At 68.5% G+C, this 18,806-nt stretch carries 13 protein-coding genes; 4 read left to right on the top strand and 9 right to left on the bottom strand.

The features are described from left to right. Positions 1 to 184 precede the first annotated feature (184 nt). The 3 genes from ACIGXX_RS17940 to ACIGXX_RS17930 form a co-directional block, all read right to left on the bottom strand. Entirely contained in the window at positions 185 to 1,048 is an 864-nt protein-coding gene (locus ACIGXX_RS17940; RefSeq protein WP_351174026.1) for a carbohydrate ABC transporter permease, read from the bottom strand. Beyond that, positions 1,045 to 2,013 carry a sugar ABC transporter permease gene (locus ACIGXX_RS17935; protein WP_361470361.1) on the bottom strand — a complete coding sequence of 323 codons (969 nt, stop codon included), beginning with the start codon at positions 2,011 to 2,013 and terminating at the stop codon, positions 1,045 to 1,047. Before ACIGXX_RS17935 ends, ACIGXX_RS17940 begins: the two co-directional genes overlap by 4 nt. Positions 2,014 to 2,106: 93 nt before the next feature. Then, the gene (locus tag ACIGXX_RS17930) at positions 2,107 to 3,426 is read right to left on the bottom strand and encodes an ABC transporter substrate-binding protein (protein WP_399976644.1); all 1,320 of its coding nucleotides are present in this window, start codon (positions 3,424 to 3,426) and stop codon (positions 2,107 to 2,109) included. A 269-nt stretch (positions 3,427 to 3,695) separates the two neighbouring features. Here ACIGXX_RS17930 and ACIGXX_RS17925 point away from each other — a divergent pair, with 269 nt between their 5' ends. Both ACIGXX_RS17925 and ACIGXX_RS17920 read left to right on the top strand, forming a co-directional pair. After that, positions 3,696 to 6,107, top strand: coding sequence for a glycoside hydrolase family 2 protein (locus ACIGXX_RS17925; protein WP_399976641.1), 2,412 nt, complete (start codon positions 3,696 to 3,698; stop codon positions 6,105 to 6,107). Then, entirely contained in the window at positions 6,104 to 7,141 is a 1,038-nt protein-coding gene (locus ACIGXX_RS17920; RefSeq protein ID WP_351174038.1) for a LacI family DNA-binding transcriptional regulator, read from the top strand. Before ACIGXX_RS17925 ends, ACIGXX_RS17920 begins: the two co-directional genes overlap by 4 nt. Positions 7,142 to 7,182: 41 nt before the next feature. On the opposite strand, the gene ACIGXX_RS17915 is transcribed toward ACIGXX_RS17920, so the two are convergent. From ACIGXX_RS17915 to ACIGXX_RS17905, 3 genes are all read right to left on the bottom strand, one after another. Further along, positions 7,183 to 8,202 (bottom strand): LacI family DNA-binding transcriptional regulator, encoded by a 1,020-nt coding sequence (locus ACIGXX_RS17915; protein WP_399976637.1) that lies wholly within the window; start codon positions 8,200 to 8,202, stop codon positions 7,183 to 7,185. A 90-nt stretch (positions 8,203 to 8,292) separates the two neighbouring features. Next, positions 8,293 to 9,636 carry a cellulase family glycosylhydrolase gene (locus ACIGXX_RS17910; RefSeq protein ID WP_399976634.1) on the bottom strand — a complete coding sequence of 448 codons (1,344 nt, stop codon included), beginning with the start codon at positions 9,634 to 9,636 and terminating at the stop codon, positions 8,293 to 8,295. Between the two features lie 335 nt (positions 9,637 to 9,971). Further along, the gene (locus ACIGXX_RS17905) at positions 9,972 to 10,973 is read right to left on the bottom strand and encodes an ROK family protein (protein ID WP_399976631.1); all 1,002 of its coding nucleotides are present in this window, start codon (positions 10,971 to 10,973) and stop codon (positions 9,972 to 9,974) included. A gap of 325 nt (positions 10,974 to 11,298) precedes the next feature. On the opposite strand from ACIGXX_RS17905, the gene ACIGXX_RS17900 reads away from it, so the two are divergent. Together ACIGXX_RS17900 and ACIGXX_RS17895 are read left to right on the top strand one after the other, a co-directional pair. Continuing rightward, a complete protein-coding gene (locus tag ACIGXX_RS17900) occupies positions 11,299 to 12,786 on the top strand; it encodes an aminotransferase class I/II-fold pyridoxal phosphate-dependent enzyme (RefSeq protein ID WP_399976628.1) in 1,488 nt (495 codons plus the stop codon). Between the two features lie 371 nt (positions 12,787 to 13,157). After that, positions 13,158 to 13,601 (top strand): hypothetical protein, encoded by a 444-nt coding sequence (locus tag ACIGXX_RS17895; protein ID WP_351174052.1) that lies wholly within the window; start codon positions 13,158 to 13,160, stop codon positions 13,599 to 13,601. Positions 13,602 to 13,762: 161 nt separating this feature from the next. Here the strand turns inward: ACIGXX_RS17895 and xdhC are convergent, their stop codons facing one another. From xdhC to ACIGXX_RS17880, 3 genes are read right to left on the bottom strand one after another with little or no spacing between them, the layout of a single operon-like run. Further along, on the bottom strand, positions 13,763 to 14,572 hold the full coding sequence (gene xdhC, locus ACIGXX_RS17890) for a xanthine dehydrogenase accessory protein XdhC (protein WP_399976625.1): 810 nt from the start codon (positions 14,570 to 14,572) through the stop codon (positions 13,763 to 13,765). Position 14,573: 1 nt separating this feature from the next. Next, positions 14,574 to 17,015: a xanthine dehydrogenase molybdopterin binding subunit gene (gene xdhB / locus ACIGXX_RS17885; RefSeq protein ID WP_399976622.1), complete on the bottom strand. Its 2,442-nt coding sequence runs from the start codon at positions 17,013 to 17,015 to the stop codon at positions 14,574 to 14,576. After that, positions 17,012 to 18,526 carry an FAD binding domain-containing protein gene (locus ACIGXX_RS17880; protein ID WP_351174061.1) on the bottom strand — a complete coding sequence of 505 codons (1,515 nt, stop codon included), beginning with the start codon at positions 18,524 to 18,526 and terminating at the stop codon, positions 17,012 to 17,014. Before ACIGXX_RS17880 ends, xdhB begins: the two co-directional genes overlap by 4 nt. Positions 18,527 to 18,806: the final 280 nt, after the last annotated feature.

Raw genomic sequence — 18,806 nt, 5'->3', positions numbered from 1 at the left:
GCGACTGGGACGGCGCCAAACAGTAACGTCAGCTGGTCAAGCTGCCGTCCGATGGCGGTGGACGCCGCCGCGCCCCGGCTCTGGCGGGTTCATCCTCAGGGCCCCACCGATCACGACAACAGGAACCGCTAGCGGCTGACGGCTGGGCCGATCGGCAACCGCGTTCGTAGCAGCCCGCGTGAGACTACTTGGTGGCCCCCTGCGCGAACCCGTTGTAGATGTAGCGCTGCAGGAACAGGAAGATGAGCAGAGTCGGCAGGATCACGAGGATCGCCCCTGCCGAGATGGCTTCCCAGTGCGCCCCGAAAGGCCCCTTGAAACGGAACAGCGCCGTGGAGATGGTCCCCTTGTCCTCGGAGGGCATGTAGAGGAACGGGATGTAGAAGTCGTTGTACGTCGTGATGCCCTTGACGATGACGACCGTGGCGATCGCCGGCTTGAGCAACGGAAAGATGATCTTGCGGTAGATCGTGAAGGTGTTCGCGCCGTCGAGCCGGGCCGCCTCGTCGAGTGAGGTCGGAATGCCGCGGATGAACTGCAGGAAGATGTAGATCGACACGATGTCCGTGCCCATGTAGAGCAGGATCGGTGCCCAGCGGCTGTCCACCAGGCTGAAACTGTTGACCACTTGGAAGGTGGCGACCTGCGTCGTCACGCCGGGGACCAGCGTGGCGACGAGGAAGAGGACCATCACCGTCTTCTTCAGACGGAACTCGAAGCGGTCGAGCGCATACGCGGTCATGGAGCCGATGAGCACGGTTCCGGTGATGGAGAACAGCAGGATGAACGCGGTGTTCCCGAAGGCTCTCAGCATCTCGCCGTCGTTGAACGCGGTCGCGTAGTTCGAGAAGTTCAGCCAGTCATGGGGCAGGCTCAGCGCGCCGCCGTCACCTACTTCCCGGGAGGATTTCAGGGAGGTGAGGAAGATGACGACGAGGGGGACCAGCACCACGAGCGAGGCGACGACCAGGGAGAGGTAGGTCAGAGCCGTGCCGATGCGGGGTCGCTTGCGGGTCGTGGGGCGGTCGTCAGTGGTGAGCGTGGTCATACGAGGTCCACCTTGTCGTCGGGCACGAGGCGGCGCTGAATCCAGGTGACCACCAGGATGATCAGGAGCAGCACCACGGCGCAGGCCGAGGCCAGGCCCGTCTTGTTGAACTGGAAGGCGAGCTTGACGGTCTGGATGACGAAGGTCGAGGTGCCGGTCGCGCCGCCGGTCATGATGTACGGGATCTCGAAGACGGCGAGTGAGCCGGAGATCGCGAGGATGACGCTGAGGCTCAGTACGGGCCGGATGCCGGGTGCGATGATGTGCCGGAACTGCTGCCAGCGGCTCGCCCCGTCGAGTTGGGCCGCCTCGTAGAGCTCACCGGGGATCGACTGGATCGCGCCCAGGAACAGGACGAAGTTCAAGCCCGTGAAGCGCCACACCGACACTCCGGCCAGTGAGGTGTTGGCCGACTCCGGGTCACCGAGCCAGGCATGGTCACCGCCGACGCCGAACCACGACAGGACCGAGTCGAGCGTGCCGCCGTCCTGGAAGAAGTACAGGAAGACGAAACCGATGGCGACACCGTTGATCAGGTAGGGGAAGAACAGGATTCCCTTGAAGAAGTTGCGGAAGCGGAGATCGAAGCTGAGGACCGTCGCGAAGTAGAGCGCGATGACGATCTGCACGGCCGACGCGGCCAAGTAGTAGAAGCTGACGAAGAACACCCGGAACAGCTCGGGCCGGGTGAAGAGCTGGGTGTAGTTCTCGAACCCGACGGTGTTGCGGTCGGGGCTGACGCCGTCCCAGTCCGTGAAGCTGTAATAGATCATGTTGCCCACCGGGACGTAGGTGAACGTGATCAGCAGCGCCAGAGGGGCCAGCAGGAACAGCCACGGGGTGATCCTGCGCAGCGGATGGTCGTGCCAGGAACGGGTGGGCCGGGCGCCCCGGCGGGGGCGCCGGCCGAGGGGGGCGGCTTGGCGCACGGGTGTCGGCGGCGCTTTGGACGTGGTGTCGGTCATGGCGAACAGGGCCTTTCGTGATCCGTGTCGAGCGTGATGCGGCAGTGGGGCCCGGCCCCGCGAACGGTGCGGGGCCCCGTGCTCGGGTCCGGGTCAGTTGCCGGCGGTGGCGGCCGCGTCGGCCCAGCGCTTGTCGAGATCCTCGAAGTAGTCCTGCAGGGAGCCCTTCTGGGCGCCGCGGGCGATGTCGATCAGCTTCTGCCGGTAGTCCTGCTTGGCGAGGCCGATCTCGGAGGCGTTGTCGATGGCGTTGACCTGCTCGGTCTTGGCCTCGGATCGCTCAACCAGCTTGACATCGTTGTCTTCGTATGGCTTGAGAACATCGGGGAAGCCCATGGAGGACAGGGCGGAGACCCCACCTTCTTCGGCGGCGAAGCCGGACTTCTCGGTGAACCAGTCGATCCAGGCGCGGGCGGCGCTCTTGTTCTCGGAGTGCGCGTTCACGGCCAGCTGGTAGTCGGAGAGCATCGTGGCGCAGAACTTGCCGCCCTTCTGAACCGGAACGGGCATGAAGCCGATGCCGTCCGGGTCATGGCCCGCCTTCCGGGCGGCGTCGCGTATCTGGTTCACGGCCCAGGAGCCGAGCAGCATGCTGCCGATCTCCCCTTTGGCCAGGTCGGTCTTGGACGTCTCCCAGTTGGTGGTCGTGGGGTCCTTCTCGGACATCTTCTCGTGGACGATGTCGTGGAGCAGGGAGTCGAGGACGTTGAGGTCGCTGCCCTTGGCCCATGGCTTGTCGGTGGTGGCGAGCGCGTCGGACGCCTTCGCGTCGCAGCTGACCGAGCCGACACTGTTGGTCCAGGGGCTGCTCAGCGGCCAGCCGTCCTTGAAGTTGGTGTAGTACGGCGTCGCTCCGGTCTTCGCCTTGATCTGCTTCAGATCGCCCAGGAACTGCGCGGGGGTGGTGGGCCAGTCGGTGATGCCGGCCTTCTTCCACACCGCCTTGTTGTAGACGAGGCCGTTGACGGTGCCGAAGTTGGCGATGCCGTATGTCTTCCCCTTGACGTCGGTCTTGCCGGTGAAGCGGTAGGTCCGTGCCATATCCTCGGTGTCGCCCAGAGGCGCGAAGAACTTCGGGTAGTCACCCTTGGCTATCACCGAGGGGATCAGCAGGACGTCACCGTAGTTCTCGGTGTTCATCCGGATCTTGACCTCCCCCTCGTAGTCGGTGATGCCCTGGAACTTCACCGCCACCTTGGGGTAGGTCTTCTTGAACTCGGCGGCGTACTTCTTCATCGTGCCGTCCTGCACCAGGTCGGTGCGGTTGGTCAGCACGGTGATGGTGCCTGACGCCTTGGCGGGGTCCGAGGGCGCGGTGGCGGCCTCCCCCGTCGCGCTCCCTCCTCCGCCACATCCCGCGACGGTCAGCGTCACGGCGGCAAGCAGCGCGGCGCTCAGCGGCTTCTTCCTCATGTGCCCAACTCCTTCCAAGGGTTACGGCTCAGGCCCAGCGGCTGACGGCACTATGTCAGCCCCACGTGAACCGGTAAAGTGATGATTTCCGGCACGATGCCTAATCGTTACCCGCAGAGTCGATAGCCGACGGCAAGTCACCGCTGCAGGCTGCGGAGTTATGTGCGGCGATGATCGCTTCCGAGGACTGGACCGGTTAACCACGTGAGGGTTAGGTTGGCGGGCGATGCGCACGACCAGGGCCTGCGCCTGTCTGATTGGAGCCGCTGATGAAGCACATCGTCCAGCTGACCGAGGGCTGGCACGTGAGTCACGAGGGGAGACTCCTCCAAGCCCGCGTCCCCGGCTGCGTCCACACGGATCTGCTGGCCGCGGGCCTCATCCCGGACCCCTTCCTCGGCACGAACGAGCGCGAGGTGGCGTGGGTGGGTCGGCGGGCATGGACCTATACGCGCCGGTTGGACGACGCCACTTGCGGCTCGACATCACACGAGCGCACCGACTTGGTCTTCGAGGGCCTTGACACTGCCGCCCGCATCGTCCTGGCCGGTCAGGAGCTGGGGCGCACGCGCAACATGCACCGCACCTACCGGTTCGATGTCACGGGCCTCGCGGGCGAACTGGACGTCACGTTCGCCTCTGCCTACGACGAGGCCGCCTCCGTGAAGGCGCAGACGGGCGAGCGGCCGAACGTCTATCCCGAGCCGTTCCAGTACATCCGCAAGATGGCCGCGAACTTCGGCTGGGACTGGGGGCCGACGGTGGTCACCGCGGGCATGTGGCGCCCGGTCCGGCTCGAACACTGGTCGACGGCGCGCATCGAGCGGGTGCGCCCACTGGTGACCGTGGACGGTACGCGCGGCCGCGTGGAACTGCGCGTCGATCTCGAGCGCACCGCCTCGGGCACAGGTCGACCTCTCACCGTGCACGCCACGGTGGCAGGCGCTGCTGCGCGCGTCGACGCGGCTGACAACGCTGTCACGCTCGTGCTCGACATACCGGACGTGCGACTGTGGTGGCCGCGCGGATACGGCGAACAACCCCTGTACGACGTCGAAGTGACTCTCCTCGACGGCGAAGGGGCGCTGGACGGCTGGCAGCGGCGGGTCGGCTTCCGCAGCATCGAGCTGGACCGCGCGGCCGACGAGCACGGCAGCGGGTTCACGTTCGTCGTCAACGGCGAGCGGATCTTCGTACGCGGTGTGAACTGGATCCCCGACGACGTGCTGCCCTCGCGGATCTCACCCGAGCGCTACCGCACCCGCCTGGAGCAGACCGCCGCCGCCAACGTCGACCTGGTCCGCGTCTGGGGAGGCGGCATCTACGAGGACGACGCCTTCTACGACGCCTGCGACGAACTCGGCCTGATGGTCTGGCAGGACTTCCTGTTCGCCTGTGCCGCCTACCCGGAGGAGCAGCCGCTGCGCGGCGAAGTGGAGGCCGAGGCCCGCGACAACGTCGTACGGCTCATGCCGCACCCCAGTCTCGTGCTGTGGAACGGCAACAACGAGAACCTGTGGGGATTCCGGGACTGGGACTGGGAGCAGCCCCTCGCCGGGAACTCCTGGGGCGAGGGCTACTACCTCGGGCTCCTGCCCCGCGTCGTCGCGGAGTTGGACCCCACACGGGCGTACAGCGCGGGCAGCCCTTGGTCCGGTTCCTGGGACCACCACCCCAACGATCCCGACCACGGCACGTACCACTCGTGGGAGGTGTGGAACCGCCAGGACTACACCGAGTACCTGGAAAACGTGCCCCGGTTCGTCTCCGAATTCGGCTGGCAGGCACCCGCGGCGTTCGCCACGCTACGCCGCGCCCTGCCCGGCGAGGACCTCGCGGCCGATTCCCCGGGCATGCTGCATCACCAGAAGGCCGAGGACGGCAACGGCAAACTGAACCGCGGCGTCGAGCGTCATTTCGCCTCGCCCGAGAACGACTTCGACCGCTGGCACTACCTGACCCAAGTCGTCCAGGCCCGTGCCGTCGCCACCGGAATCGAGCACTGGCGCGCCAACTGGCCCCGCTGCGCCGGCACCATCGTGTGGCAGATCAACGACTGCTGGCCGGTCAGCTCCTGGTCCGCGATCGACGGCGACGGTCGCCTCAAGCCGCTCCACCACGAGCTGCGCCGCGTCTACGCCGACCGCCTCCTGACCCTGCAGCCGGGACCTGACGGCCCCGAACTCGTCCTGGACAACCAGGCCACTGAGCCCTGGGACAGTGACGTGACGCTGCGCCTGATGCGGACCGACGGCACGCTCGCCACACGCGTCTCGCTCGGGTTCACGGTGCCCGCACGCGAGGTCCTGCGGCTGCCGGCCCCGCCGGAGGTGCGCCCCGAGGCGGGTGCCACGAAGGAGTATCTGGTGGCCGACGCCGACGGACTGCGCACGCTGCATCTGCCCGTTCGGGACAAGGAGTTCGACTATCCGGCGCCGCGGTTCGACATGGCGGTGGAGACGGTGGGGCAAGACCGGGACACGGTCGATGTCGTCGTCAGTGCGCACACGCTCGTACGGGATCTGCTGCTCCAGCCCGATCGCCTCGCACCGCGGGCAACCGCCGACCGCGGCCTGATCACCTTGCTGCCGGGCGAGCAGACCCGCATCCGTGTGCACGGGGCCGGTGGTGTGGGTGCCAATGCGTTCCGCGCGGCACTCTTCTGTGTGGAACCGGCGTGAGCGCCCCTGTCCCACGTGTCACCATCAAGGACGTCGCGGCGGCGGCCGGGGTCTCCAAGGGAGCGGTGTCGATCGCGTTCAACCACAAGCCCGGCCTTGCCGAGAGCACACGGGAGCGCATCTTCGCCGCCGCCCGGGAGCTGGACTGGGCACCCAACTCCTCGGCCCGGAGCCTGTCGACGCAGCGGAGCGACACGATCGGCCTCGCGCTGTGCCGGCCTGCCCGGCTGCTCGGCCTCGAACCGTTCTACATGGAGTTCATCTCCGGCATCGAGAGCGTCCTGGCCGAGCGGTCGTGTTCCCTGCTGCTGCGTCTGGTCAGCAGCCTGGACGAGGAGATCTCCCTGCAGGAGACCTGGTGGCGGGAACGGCAGGTCGGCGGATCCATCCTGGTCGACTTCCACCAGGACGACCCGCGGGTCGAACCGCTCAAGCAGCTCGGCATCCCGGCCGTGGCGGTCGGCCACCCCGACCTGACCGGCGGCCTCCCCTCGGTCTGGACGGACGATGCCACGGCCATGGCCGAGGCGGTGCGCTATCTCGCCGCTCTGGGCCACCATCGCATCGCCCGGGTCGGCGGCCCGCCCCGCCTGGGGCACAGCGCCATCCGCGAACGGGTCTTCGAAGACACCTTGCGGGAACTGGGCCTGGGTTCCGGCGCCCAGGTGGCGACGGGGTTCGCCGGTGAGGAAGGGGCCCGGGCCACCCGCTCCTTGCTCCTGCGGCCCGAGCGGCCGACCGCGATCGTCTACGACAACGACCTCATGGCCGTGGCCGGGCTCGGAGTCGCCGCCGAAATGGGCATCGCGGTACCGGACGACCTGTCCCTGCTCGCCTGGGACGACTCCCAGTTGTGTCGCCTCACCCATCCGACGCTGTCGGCGATGAGCCACGACGTGCACGGCTTCGGCGCCCAGGTCACCCGCGAGCTGTTCGCCGTCATCGCAGGCCAGGAGGTATCGCTCCTCCCACCCCGGGCCCCCGCACTGACGCCCCGTGCCTCGACAGCCGCACCGCGTCCGCCACGGAGCTGACTCGCGGCGGCCCGTGTCGGCCCTTGAGCCACCGGCTCACCTCAGCGGGGGCGAGGTGAGCTGGTGCTCGCCCGGGGCACCAAGCGGGCGGCGGCCAACTGGAGATGCTCGACAGGCTCCTTGCCGATGGCGGCCAGCAAGGTCCGCGCGGCACAGGCGCCGTACTCGTAGATGTCCCGGGTCAGGGCGGTGAGTTGAGGCCGCACGGCCTGGCTGAAGGGCGAGTCGTCCCACGCCACCAGGGACAGGTCGCGGGGAACCTCCAGGTTCAGCTCCTGGGCGACCGACAGACCCGCGACGGCCATGATGTCGTTGTCATAGACGATCGCGGTGGGACGGTCCGGGGCGATGAGCAGCCTACGGGTGGCCTGTGCGCCGAGCTCACCGGAATAGTCGGTGTGCACCACGGCGGGCTCGGGCAGGCCCGCCTCGCGGCAGCTCGCCTCGAAAGCGGCGTCGCGCACGGTAGTGTGCGCCAGGTGGGCGAGCCCCGCCACCCGCGCCACGCTGCGGTGCCCCAGAGCCGCCAGATAGGCGACCGTTTCCCGGATGCTGGCTCCGTCGTCGGACCAGACGGCGGGGACGTCCCCGGCCGCGTGCGGCGGACCGAGAGCCACCACGGGCATGTCCAAGGCCACGAGTGCGGGGACGCGGGTGTCGTCGTCGTGCAGGTCCACCAGGAGCGCACCGTCCACCCGGCCTTCGCCCCACCACCGCCGGTAGAGCTCTATCTCGTCGTCGTGACTGGTGACGGTCTGCAGCATGAGCGCGATGGAGCGCGGAGCGAGCTCGGACTCGATACCGCCGATGAGTTCCATGAAGAACGGCTCGACGCCGAGGGTGCGTGCGGGCCGGCACACTGCCAGGCCCACGGCTCGGGCCTGCGCGCCGTTCAGCGCACGAGCGGCGCTGCTGGGCCGCCAGCCGACCTCCTGCGCGATGGCCTTGACCCGCGCCCTGGTCTGCGCGGAGACACCCGGCTGGTCGTTGAGCGCGTAGGAGACCGCGACCTTGGAGACCCCCGCCTGGCGCGCGATGTCCGCGATCGTCGGCCGTTTCATGCGCCCTCCTGCTGTACCGGTTCCGCGCTTCAGCGGCCGACCCTACCGGTCGGCCGCTGAAGGACGCTCATCCGGTCATTGAACCAGGGCTCAGATGACGGTGCAGGTCCGGCTGTCGAGAGTGAAGGAGGTCGGCGCGGTGTTCGCGCCGGTGGAGGATCCGTTGAGACCGAAGCTCACGGTGCCTCCGGCGGGGATCGAGTTCGTCCAGGGCTCGGGGGTGATGTGGACACCGGCGCCGCTCTGGACAGCCTTGGCGTTCCACACCGAGTTGATCTTCTGCTGGCCGGGGAAGGCGAAACCGAGCTTCCAGCCGTCGATCCTCTTGTCGGACGTGTTGCGGATGGTGACGTCGGCGTTGAATGAACTGCCCCAGTCACTCAGGCGGTAGGTGACGGCGCAGGCACCCTCGCCCGGGTCGGTGCCCCCGTCGGAGCCGCCGAAGACGCTGGCCTCCTTGGCCGTGGACTTGATGCCGTTGGCCCCCTCGAACAGCCTCTTGCCCCAGTCGGTCAGCCGGCTCGCGTCGAAGTTCTGGACCAGGTCGAGGTACTCGACGCCGCTGCCGTTGCCGCTCCAGGACCAGCCCAGGTAACCGATGCCCTTCGACTGGGCGGTGGCCATGATGGCGTCCTCGTCCGGATTGCCGTCGGAGTGCATGTCGCCGAACTCGCCCACGACAATGGGCAGTTTGGCGGCGGTGAACCGGTTGAGGTAGTCGCTGACCTCGGCGGGGGTGTCGTAGACGCCGTACATGTGGACGTCGAAGAGAGTGTTGCGGTCGGGGTCCGCGGCGAGTACGGCGGCGGCGTTGTCGCGCATGGTGAAGGACCAGTCCTGGCCCCAGTTGGGGGCGTCGACCATGAGAGTGTGCTCCAGCCCCGCGGACCGAAGCCGGCCGATGGCGCTCTTGGTGTCGTTCGTCCAGGCGGTGTAGTTGGTGTTGCCGTGCGGCTCGTTGCCGATGTTGACCAGGACGTACTTCTCCTGACCGACGAGCGCGTCCCTAACGCTGAGCCAGTAGTCGACGGCCTTGGACAGCGGCACGGCGGCGCCGGCTTCGCCGTAGCCGGTGGTGTCGTGGGCTTCCAGGACGCAGATCAGCCGGTTCGCCTTGCACTGGGAGACGACTCTGGTGACATCCGCGGTGTCCTTCTTGCTCCACTGGTCCCCGGTGCCCAGCACCACGCGCACGGTGTTGGCACCCTTGGCCTTGATGTCCTTCAGCGCCTGGTCGGTCTTGTCCGGGTACCAGGTGTGCGCGTGGTTGACGCCGCGCATCACGAAGTCCTTGTTGTTGGCGTCCAGCAGTCGGCCGTCCTGGATGTGGAAGCCGGGTGCGTCGGCCGCCTGCGCGGACGGGGCGGTGGCCAGGGGTGCGGAGCAGGCGGCGAGGAGGGTTCCCGTCGCGACGGCGGCTCGTATGCGTCTCATCTACGGCTCCTGGTTCGATGGGTGTGCCCTGATCTCGGGCAGCCCGAATCGGCGGCCCACGGCACGACGTGTCATCAGGGGCGGTGCGCGCCGCACCCGCTGCACCGCGGGCGCGGTTGACCAGGACGCCTGGTTCGGCGCCTGGTGAACCGCTGCCCGGGCGGTGCGGCGCACCGGGGGCAGCGGCGTCCGAGCGGGACCGCGAGGGGTCCGTCGGCACGCCCGCCGGCCTGCGACAAGCAGAGGACAGCGGGCCGGTGCTCGTGGTTCCGCCCGGCGACGGCCACGACACTAGGGGGCGTGCGGCCGGAGCACAACGCTCTGAACGGAACCGGTTAAGTATTTATGAACGGAGCCAGTCCCCCGTTCCCGCTACCAGGCACCAGGCCGGTACCGGCGGCCGGCGTGCGGCGCGACAGCGCACGGGCAGCCGCCGCCGCGCCGACCAGCCCGGCGTCCTGCTCCAGTGCCGCGGCGCGGACCTCAAGACCCCGCACGAAGTCCAGCGTGGCGTAGGCGTCGAGGTGGCGCCGCAAGGGCGCGAACAAGAGGGGGCCGGCCTGCGCCACGCCGCCGCCGATGACTGCTACGTCGATCTCGACGAGGCAGGCCGTCGCGGCGATACCCGCCGCCAACGCCTGTGCGGCCCGGTCGAACGCGGCCAGGGCGCGGGCGTCGCCCTGTCTGGCGGAGGCGGCGACCGCCGCAGCCGTCGCGGCCTCACCCTCGGGCGGCGTCCACCCTGCGGCCAGCGCCTGCCGGGCGATCGAAGTCCCACTGGCCAGTCCTTCCACACAGCCTCTGGCCCCGCACGGACAGACGCTCCCGTCGAGGTCGACGCTGATGTGACCGATGTGCCCGGCATTGCCGGAACGGCCCGGATGCAGGCGGCCGTTGAGGACGAGGCCCCCACCGACGCCGGTGGAGACCACCATGCACAACGCGTTGTCGATGCCCCGCGCAGCCCCCTTCCAGTGCTCCGCGGCCGTCATCGCCACCGCGTCCCCGATCAGCACGGGCTCGAGCCCCGCGAACAGCAAAGGATGCGCCCGCACCGCACTCACCAACGGAAAGCCTCGCCAGGCCGGGATGTTGACCGGACTGACGGTGCCCTCCGCGGTGTCCACCGGACCCGCGCTGGCGACACCGAAGCCACGGATGACACCCCACGCCGGGTCCTGGGCCAGCGCGTCCAGCACGGCGCCGACCGCTCCCATCATCACGCCCGCCGACTCTTGCGCCGGGGTGGGCCGTTGGACGCGCCGCGTCACCCGTCCGTCCGCATCGACCAGGGCTCCGGCGATCTTCGTGCCCCCGATGTCCAAAGCCGCGTACATGACCCTCCCCATCCGGCACGGCCAGAACGGCACGCACCCCCAAGCACAAGTGACAACGTTGCCACGAGGATACTTAACCGATTCACTTCCGGTGGGCACCAGGCCGCCGACAGCCGGTTGCCGGCAGGTGGGCGTGGCCGAGGCCTGGGGTCACATCTGCTACGAGGAATCCACGGGACGGTCACCGTCGCGGCGATCCGGCTCTGGCTGCACCCGCGACCGCCGCCGCGCCACGTGGCCGGTTCGCGTCCTGTTCGTCCTCCGTTCCCCTCCCGAAAGATGGGGGCTTGCCAGGAAAGCGCACCTGTCGAGTGAGGAATCCACGATGACCAGGAACGCGAACGGCACCACGACACCGCAGCAGGGCTCCGAGGGCCGGAGCCCGGAGGAGATCACGGCGCTGCTCGCCGGGGCCGCCGACCCGGAGCAGCGGCTTGCCGTCCACCAGGAGCTCTACACCGATGTGACCAACCTCGCCACGGCGGAGAACGTGCTGGTCTATCCATCGCTGCGGGACAATGTCTACGACAGGCTGGGCGTCCTTGAGCAGAAAGACGTCAAGTACGCCCCGTCGTACGGCAGCCCGGGCCTCCGCCACCGCATCGCGGACATGCTCCGTCCGATGCTCGCGCCGGACCTGAAGAGCGAGGACATCTTCGGCACATCGGGTGCATCTGCCGCTCTGGAGTGCCTGGCATTCGCGCTCAAGGACGGCGGGATCCTGCGGAGCGGTGACCGGGTGCTGCTGCCCGCCCCCTACTGGCAGGGCTTCAACTGGTCTTTCGAGCAACGGCCCGAACTGGTCACCGTTCCCGTTCATCTCCGGGAGAGAGGCAAGGAGAACTTCGAGCTCACCCTGGCAGATCTGCAACACGCCTACCGGACCCAGCCGGAGCCGCCGAAGCTGCTCGTCCTCACCAACCCCAACAACCCGCTGGGCGACAACTACGACAAGGACCTGCTGGAGAGCATCTACCGGTGGGTGCTCAACGAGACGGGCATGCACATCATCTCCGACGAGATATACGCACACTCCCAACTCGCTTGGGCTCAGCCTGGGTTCGTCAGCGCCCTGGCACTGGACGCCTACCAGCACAGCCCGGAGGCGCAGAACCGGATCCACGTCGTCTATTCATTCGCCAAGGACTTCGGGATGTCGGGCCTCAAGGCCGGAGTCGTGATCTCCAAATCGCCGGTGGTCCATCAGGCCATGCAGGGCATCAAGGACAAGCAGAACTCCCTCTCCTGGTTCAGCCCGTTCGACTCGCTCAAGCACTTCGTCATCGGGAAGATGCTGGAGACCACCATCGACGGCAAGAGTTATCCGCTCGAGCTGATGAAGCAGTACCGGGACTGGCTGACGACCGCGTTCCAGGAAACGCGCCGTGCCCTCGATGACGGCGGAATCCCCTACCGCTACCGCGAAGGGCAGAACGCGGCACAGTTCTTCTGGCTCGACCTGCGCGCCTATCTGCCGCCGGCGGGCACGGCCGTGATCCCGCCGGAGATCGGTCCGCACTTCCCGCAACTGGACCGCGTACCGCAGCCGTTCGCCGAGATGAGCGCGGAGGCCGAGAAGCACGGGACGGTCGCCCTGCCGATCCTCTTCCCGAACATCTCCAGCGAGGAGGAGTGGCTGCGCTGGTACATCGCCACGTACGCACAGGTACAGCTGCTCCCGGGGCAACTCCTGTCGTGCGCCGAGCCGGGCTACTTCCGGCTGTGCTACACCGCCGTCGACACCACCCACGTCATCGCGTCAATACAGAGGTTCGCTGACCTTCTGGCTCCCTGGGGGAACGGCGGCCGCTGACGCGCCCAGTGCGGGGAGCGGCCGACGAGGCGGGCCCCGGTCCACTGCGAGGGGGCTCTGCCGATCTCATGGTCCACCAGCAGCAGACGCTCCAAGGACCTCAAGACCCGCCGGACAGGGCCTAGGCGGAATTTCGTGCCGGTCGTGGTCAGGTGGTCATCGGTGTCGTGGTTGGCTGTGGGAATGCCCTGGACATGCGGGTTCTGCCCACGTCGAAGGACGTGCTGGTCCCAGCTGGCACGTCGAGCTCGGGTTCCGGCGGCCGAGCCTGAGCGTGTTGGATCCGCTCGGTCTCGCGCCGTAGCTCCTCTCTTCTTCGATCATGAGCCAGGCAGCCTTGTGGGGAGTGAGCTGAACGAGCGGAGTACGGAATGCCGTTGGTACATCGTGAGCAGTTCCCGGTCCTGGTCGAGCGGTTCTTGCTCTGGTTGCAGGAAGCCGACGAGGGCGTGATCGACGACTGGCCCGATGGCGCGGACGGGCTGGTCTCGGCGCAGCACGGGCGAGTGGACATCAAGTCGGGAGGCCATACCCACACAGCGGTGTTCACTATCGAGGTCTGGGACTCACCGCCGGAGCCGGATCGCACCACCTCCTGGGAGGCGACCGGGGAGGCGGAGCTGGACTCCGTGACGGGGCAGCTTCAGTTCCATACGGCTGGCGGGCCGGACGAGAACGAGATCGACCTCGGCATCGCGAACAGGCGATGGCGGCTGCGCGCTCATGTGGTGGGGCAGGAAGAGGTCACGGCCCTCGCTGAGCAGGGCGTGCCCGAGGGGGTGGAGCGATTCCTGCTGCAGTTCTGGCCGGTGTGACGGTTCCTGTTGGCGGGGCCCTCTCCCACGGAACGTGCAGGTAATCACACCTTGATCAGGGAACCGTCGTCCCGGGGGCCGACGGTGAGGCGTCGACAGGGGCCCCGCACGCGCGCATGCGCACCAGTGCGGGGCCCCTGTCTGTCCCGTCGGGGAGAGAGTCAGTTCCCCTCGGTCTCAAATGTGCGCAGCAGATCGGCGGCGACGCTCACGGCGATGGTCGCGGGTTCCTTGCCGGTGATGTCCGCCAGGCCGATGGGGGTCTTGATGCGGTCGATGGTCGCCTCGTCGTGGCCTCCCTCGGTGGCGAGGCGGTTGCGGAACCGTACCCACTTGGCCGCCGACCCGATCAGGCCGATGGATCCGAGATGGGGGGTGCGCAGGGCGGCGTCGCACAGCGCTGCGTCCTCGGCGTGATCATGGGTCATGATCAGGACGTGGGTGCCGCGCGGCAGTTCCGCCAGCACCTCCTCGGGCAGCAGCAGTCTGTGGTGCACATGCACCTGCCCCACCGCGTCCGCCAGCACGCCGAGCCGCTCCTCGGCGAGGATGTCGGAGCGGGTGTCGATCAGATGCAGGTCGAGGTCCTGACGTGCCAGGATGCGCGCGAGTTCCAGCCCGACGTGCCCGACGCCGAAAATCGCCACCGCCCGTACCACCGGCAGCGGTTCGAGCAGCACCGAGACCGTGCCTCCGCAGCACTGCACGCCGTGCTGGTTGGTCACCTTGTCGTTCAGCGCGAAATCGATCAGCTCCGGCTCCGGCTTGGACACGGCGATCATCTCCCGGGCCCGGTCGATCGCCACGGCCTCCACATTGCCGCCACCGATCGAGCCCCACGTCTGGCTCTGCCCCACGACGAGTTTCGCACCGGCCTCGCGCGGGGCATGCCCCCGCACGGCCGCGACCGTTGCGAGCACGCCGGGCTCCCGGCGTGCCCGCAACCGTGCGACCGCGGCGACCCACGTCATGTCAGGCACCACTCAGCGTTTTCATTTCGCTTTGCATCCTGCCGCTTTGGATCTTGCCGTCGGCCGCAAGACCGTGGCTGGCAGAGTCGTCGCCGACGACCCCGTTCCCCGGGACATCACCCTGGCGCGCCGACTGGATCGCCCAGTACACCGCTTCCGGCGTCGCCGGCGAGGCCAGCTCGACGCTGACCCCGCTCGGGCCGAACGCGGCGGCGGCCTGCCGCAGCGCCTCGCGCACCGAGAACGCCAGCATCAGCGGGGGCTCCCCCACCGCCTTGGACCCGTAGACCGCGCCCTCCTCGGTGGCGTTCTCCAGGAGCATGACGTTGAACTCCTGGGGCATCTCCGAGAAACTCGGCAGCTTGTAGGTGCTCGCCGCCTGGGTGAGGAGCCGGCCGCGGTTCGGCCCCTCCGTGGCGTCCCAGCGCATGTCCTCGAGGGTCAGCCAGCCCGCGCCCTGCACGAAACCGCCCTCGACCTGACCGATGTCGATCATCGGGGACAGGCTGTCGCCGACGTCGTGCACGATGTCCACCCGTCGGATGCGGTACGCGCCGGTGAAGCCGTCCACCTCCACCTCGGCTGCCGCCGCGCCATGCGAGAAGTACTTGAACGGCGAGCCCCTGAAAGTCTTCGCGTCCCAGTGCAGTCCCTCGGTCCGGTAGAAACCGGCCGCCGACAACTGCACCCGCTGAAAGTACGCGGTCCGCACCAGGTCGTCCCAGGCCAGTTCCCGGTCGCTGCCCAGCGTGCGCGCGATGCCCTCGACGATGCGTACGTCCGAGGCGCCGGACCCCAGTTGGGTGGCGGCCACCTGCAGCAGCCGGTCGCGCAACTGCTCGCAGGCGTTCTTCACCGCCGCGCCGTTGAGATCCGCCCCGGCGCTGGCGGCGGTGGCAGAGGTGTTGGGCACCTTGTCGGTACGCGTCGGGGCAAGGCGCACCTTGTGCAAGGGGATGCCCAGTGTGGTCGCGGCCACCTGGAGCATCTTGGTGTGCAGGCCCTGGCCCATCTCGGTGCCGCCATGGTTGATCAGGACCGAGCCGTCCTTGTAGATCAGCACCAGCGCGCCGCCCTGGTTGAAGGCGGTGAGGTTGAACGAGATGCCGAACTTGACGCCGGTGACCGCCAGGGCCCGCTTGGTGTGGGCATGCGCGGCGTTGAAGGCGGCGATCTCACGCTTGCGGTCGGCGACGCCGCCGTTGTCCAGGGTCTTGTGCCAGACGGCGGAGATCCGTTCGTGCTGGAGGACCTGCTGTCCGTACGGTGTGGACTGACCCTGCTGGTAGAAGTTGCGCTCCCGCAGGTCCATCGGATCCAGGCCCAGCAGGGGCGCGCACCGCCCCATGATGTCCTCGATCACCAGCATCCCCTGCGGTCCGCCGAAACCACGGAAGGCAGTGTTGGAGACCTTGTTGGTCTTGGCGATGCGGCCGGCGATGCGGGCGTTGGGGATCCAGTACGTGTTGTCGATGTGGCACAGGGCGCGGGCCACCACCGGCTCGGAGAGGTCCAGGCTCCAGCCGCCGTCCGCGGTCAGGGTGGCCTCCAGGGCCCGGATCCGGCCGTCGGCGTCGAAGCCGATCTTCCATGCGGCGTGGAACCCGTGCCGCTTGCCGGACATCGTCAGGTCCTGCGTGCGGTTGAGCCGCAGCCGGACCGGCCGGCCGGTCAGCTTGGCGCCGAGCGCGGCAATGGCCGCGAACCCGTGCGGCTGCATCTCCTTGCCGCCGAAGCCGCCGCCCATCCGCAGGCACTGCACGGTCACCTCGTGACTGTGCAGACCCAGGACGTGCGCGACGATCTCCTGGGTCTCCGAGGGGTGCTGGGTGCTGCTCTGGACGAACACCTGCTCGGCCTCGTCGATGTGGGCCAGCGCCGCGTGCGTCTCCAGGTAGAAGTGCTCCTGGTCGGAGAACTGGAAGTCACCGGTGAACACATGCGCCGCATCGGCGAAGCCCGCGTCGACATCGCCGGTCAGCATCAGGGGCCGGGCACCGTGGAAACTGTCGGCCGCCATGGCGTCCTGCAGAGTGACCACGGAGGGCAGTTCGTCGAGGTCCACCTCGACGGCCGCCGCTCCGAGCCGGGCCGCCTCAAGGGTCTCGCCGAGCACCCAGGCGACCGCGTGGCCGTGGAACATGACCTCGTCGGGGAACAGCGGTTCGTCGTGCTTCATCCCGGCGTCGTTGACGCCGGGCACATCAGCACCGGTGAGCACGCGGACCACGCCGGGCACACTGAGTGCGGGCTCGGTGCGCAGCGCGGTGATCCTGCCATGGGCCTTCATGACCTGGACCGGGTACGCGTGCAGCACGTCCTTGGTGCGCTGGACCAGGTCGTCGGTGTACAGCGCGGCGCCGGTGACGTGCAGGACGGCGCTCTCGTGCGGCATGGAGACGCCGACGACCGGCTTTTCGGGACGCTCGGACAAATGACTCATGACGACACCGCCTCGGTGGTCTGTGCGTGCAGCTTCAGCAGGCTCTGGCCGAGCATCGCGGAGCGATAGCCGGCGCTGGCGCGGTGATCGTTCATCGGCGTGCCCTCGGCCCGCAGCACCAAGGCCGCATTCTCGACAGTCTCCGCCGTCCACGGCCTGCCCTCAAGGGCCGCCTCGGTGGCCAGGGAGCGGATCGGGGTGGCGGCCACGCCGCCCAGGCCGATGCGTGCCTTGCGTACGACGCCGTCCTCGATGTCGAGCGCCAACGCGACCGCCACGCTGGAGATGTCGTCGAAGCGCCGCTTGGCGATCTTGTGGAAGGCGGCGACCGGGGACAGCGGCAGCGGAACGCGCACCGCACGGATCAGCTCGCCGGGACGGCGCACGCTCTGCCGGTAGCCGGTGAAGTAGTCCGCCAGCGGGACCTCGCGCTCACCGTCGGCGTCGGCGAGCACCACCGCTGCTTCGAGGGCGAGCAGCACCGGCGGACTGTCACCGATGGGTGAGCCAGTGCCCAGGTTGCCGCCGAGGGTCGCGCCGTTGCGGATGAGGCGCGACGCGAACTGCGGGAACAGCTGGGCCAGGAGCGGGACTTCACCGTCGAGGCGGCGTTCGATCTCGGTGAGCGTCAGTGCCGCCCCGATCTCGATGTGGTCGGATTCGACGCGCAGCTCCCGCAGTTCGGGCAGCCGGTCGATGGCGACCACGCAATCCGCCCGCCGGGAGCGGATGTTGACCTCGACGCCCCAGTCCGTGGACCCGGCCACCACCACCGCGTCGGGCCGCTCGCGCAGCAGCCGCAGCGTTTCGGCCAGGGTGTTCCTGCGCAGGAACACCCTGCCGTCCTGCCTGTACTCGGTGGCGACCGGCGCCGGCGCGGACTGCTCGCGGCGTTGCGCCAGCGGGTCCTGGTCGGTGGGCGTACCGACGGCGAACGCGGCATCGCGAATCGGGCGATAGCCGGTGCAGCGGCACAGGTTTCCGCTCAGCGCGTGCAGGTCGAAGCCGTTCGGACCGTGCTCGGCGTCGGTGCCTTCAGCCGCGCCTGCGCCTGAGCCACCGCCCGAGTCCGCGCTGTCCGCGCTGTCGCCCGCGTCCGCGTGGACGCAGCGGTCGGGGCGGTAGTACTCGGCAGCCATGCTGCAGATGAATCCCGGTGTGCAGTAGCCGCACTGGGAGCCACCGCGGACCGCCATCTCCTCCTGCACCGGGTGCAGTACGCGCGGCCTGCCGGATTCGTCGACGGAGGCCAGACCCTCGGAGGTGATGATCTCCTGGCCGTCGAGAGCCGCGGCCGGCACCAAGCAGGCGTTGACCGCGACCCAGTCGGTCGCCTTGGTCACCCCGGGCCGGGCCACCAGCACCGAACAGGCGCCGCATTCACCCTCGGCACACCCCTCCTTGGTACCGGTGAGACCCCGCTCACGCAGGAAATCCAGCACGGTGGTGTGGCACGCGGCCGGTGAGATCGGTGCTTCTTCCCCATTGACCGTGATCCGCGGCGCCGTCATGACAGGCCATCGATTCGGTGCGCCATCGGTCGATTCATCATGTTCGCCAATTTCAGGCAGCTTTCTGTGTTCACACGCGCCGTGTAAATGAAACGGCGCACGACAGCACGCAGCAGTGACGTGCAGGAAAGTGGTGGTGGCGGGGAGACCCCGCAAGGTGCCGCGGACGGGCGACCACGAATGCGCCCCGGACGAGCACATCCGGGCACATCAGAACGGCGTACTCAGGCGCCGTGCGCGATCCGACCCGGGACCCAGACCGTGCGCTGGGCGAGGCGAC

Source organism: Streptomyces sp. NPDC055243 (genome assembly GCF_044544025.1).
GTDB lineage: Bacteria > Actinomycetota > Actinomycetes > Streptomycetales > Streptomycetaceae > Streptomyces.
This window is presented reverse-complemented; position numbering and strand designations above follow the sequence as displayed.

Excerpts from the sequence above, each read along its gene's own strand:
- ACIGXX_RS17915 (WP_399976637.1), bottom strand. The coding sequence starts at position 8,202 with ATGAAACGGCCGACGATCGCGGACATCGCGCGCCAGGCGGGGGTCTCC.
- ACIGXX_RS17925 (WP_399976641.1), top strand. The coding sequence starts at position 3,696 with ATGAAGCACATCGTCCAGCTGACCGAGGGCTGGCACGTGAGTCACGAG.
- xdhB (WP_399976622.1), bottom strand. The coding sequence starts at position 17,015 with ATGAGTCATTTGTCCGAGCGTCCCGAAAAGCCGGTCGTCGGCGTCTCC.
- ACIGXX_RS17900 (WP_399976628.1), top strand. The coding sequence starts at position 11,299 with ATGACCAGGAACGCGAACGGCACCACGACACCGCAGCAGGGCTCCGAG.
- ACIGXX_RS17880 (WP_351174061.1), bottom strand. The coding sequence starts at position 18,526 with ATGACGGCGCCGCGGATCACGGTCAATGGGGAAGAAGCACCGATCTCA.
- ACIGXX_RS17935 (WP_361470361.1), bottom strand. The coding sequence starts at position 2,013 with ATGACCGACACCACGTCCAAAGCGCCGCCGACACCCGTGCGCCAAGCC.
- ACIGXX_RS17910 (WP_399976634.1), bottom strand. The coding sequence starts at position 9,636 with ATGAGACGCATACGAGCCGCCGTCGCGACGGGAACCCTCCTCGCCGCC.
- ACIGXX_RS17905 (WP_399976631.1), bottom strand. The coding sequence starts at position 10,973 with ATGTACGCGGCTTTGGACATCGGGGGCACGAAGATCGCCGGAGCCCTG.
- ACIGXX_RS17940 (WP_351174026.1), bottom strand. The coding sequence starts at position 1,048 with ATGACCACGCTCACCACTGACGACCGCCCCACGACCCGCAAGCGACCC.
- ACIGXX_RS17930 (WP_399976644.1), bottom strand. The coding sequence starts at position 3,426 with ATGAGGAAGAAGCCGCTGAGCGCCGCGCTGCTTGCCGCCGTGACGCTG.
- xdhC (WP_399976625.1), bottom strand. The coding sequence starts at position 14,572 with ATGACGTGGGTCGCCGCGGTCGCACGGTTGCGGGCACGCCGGGAGCCC.
- ACIGXX_RS17895 (WP_351174052.1), top strand. The coding sequence starts at position 13,158 with ATGCCGTTGGTACATCGTGAGCAGTTCCCGGTCCTGGTCGAGCGGTTC.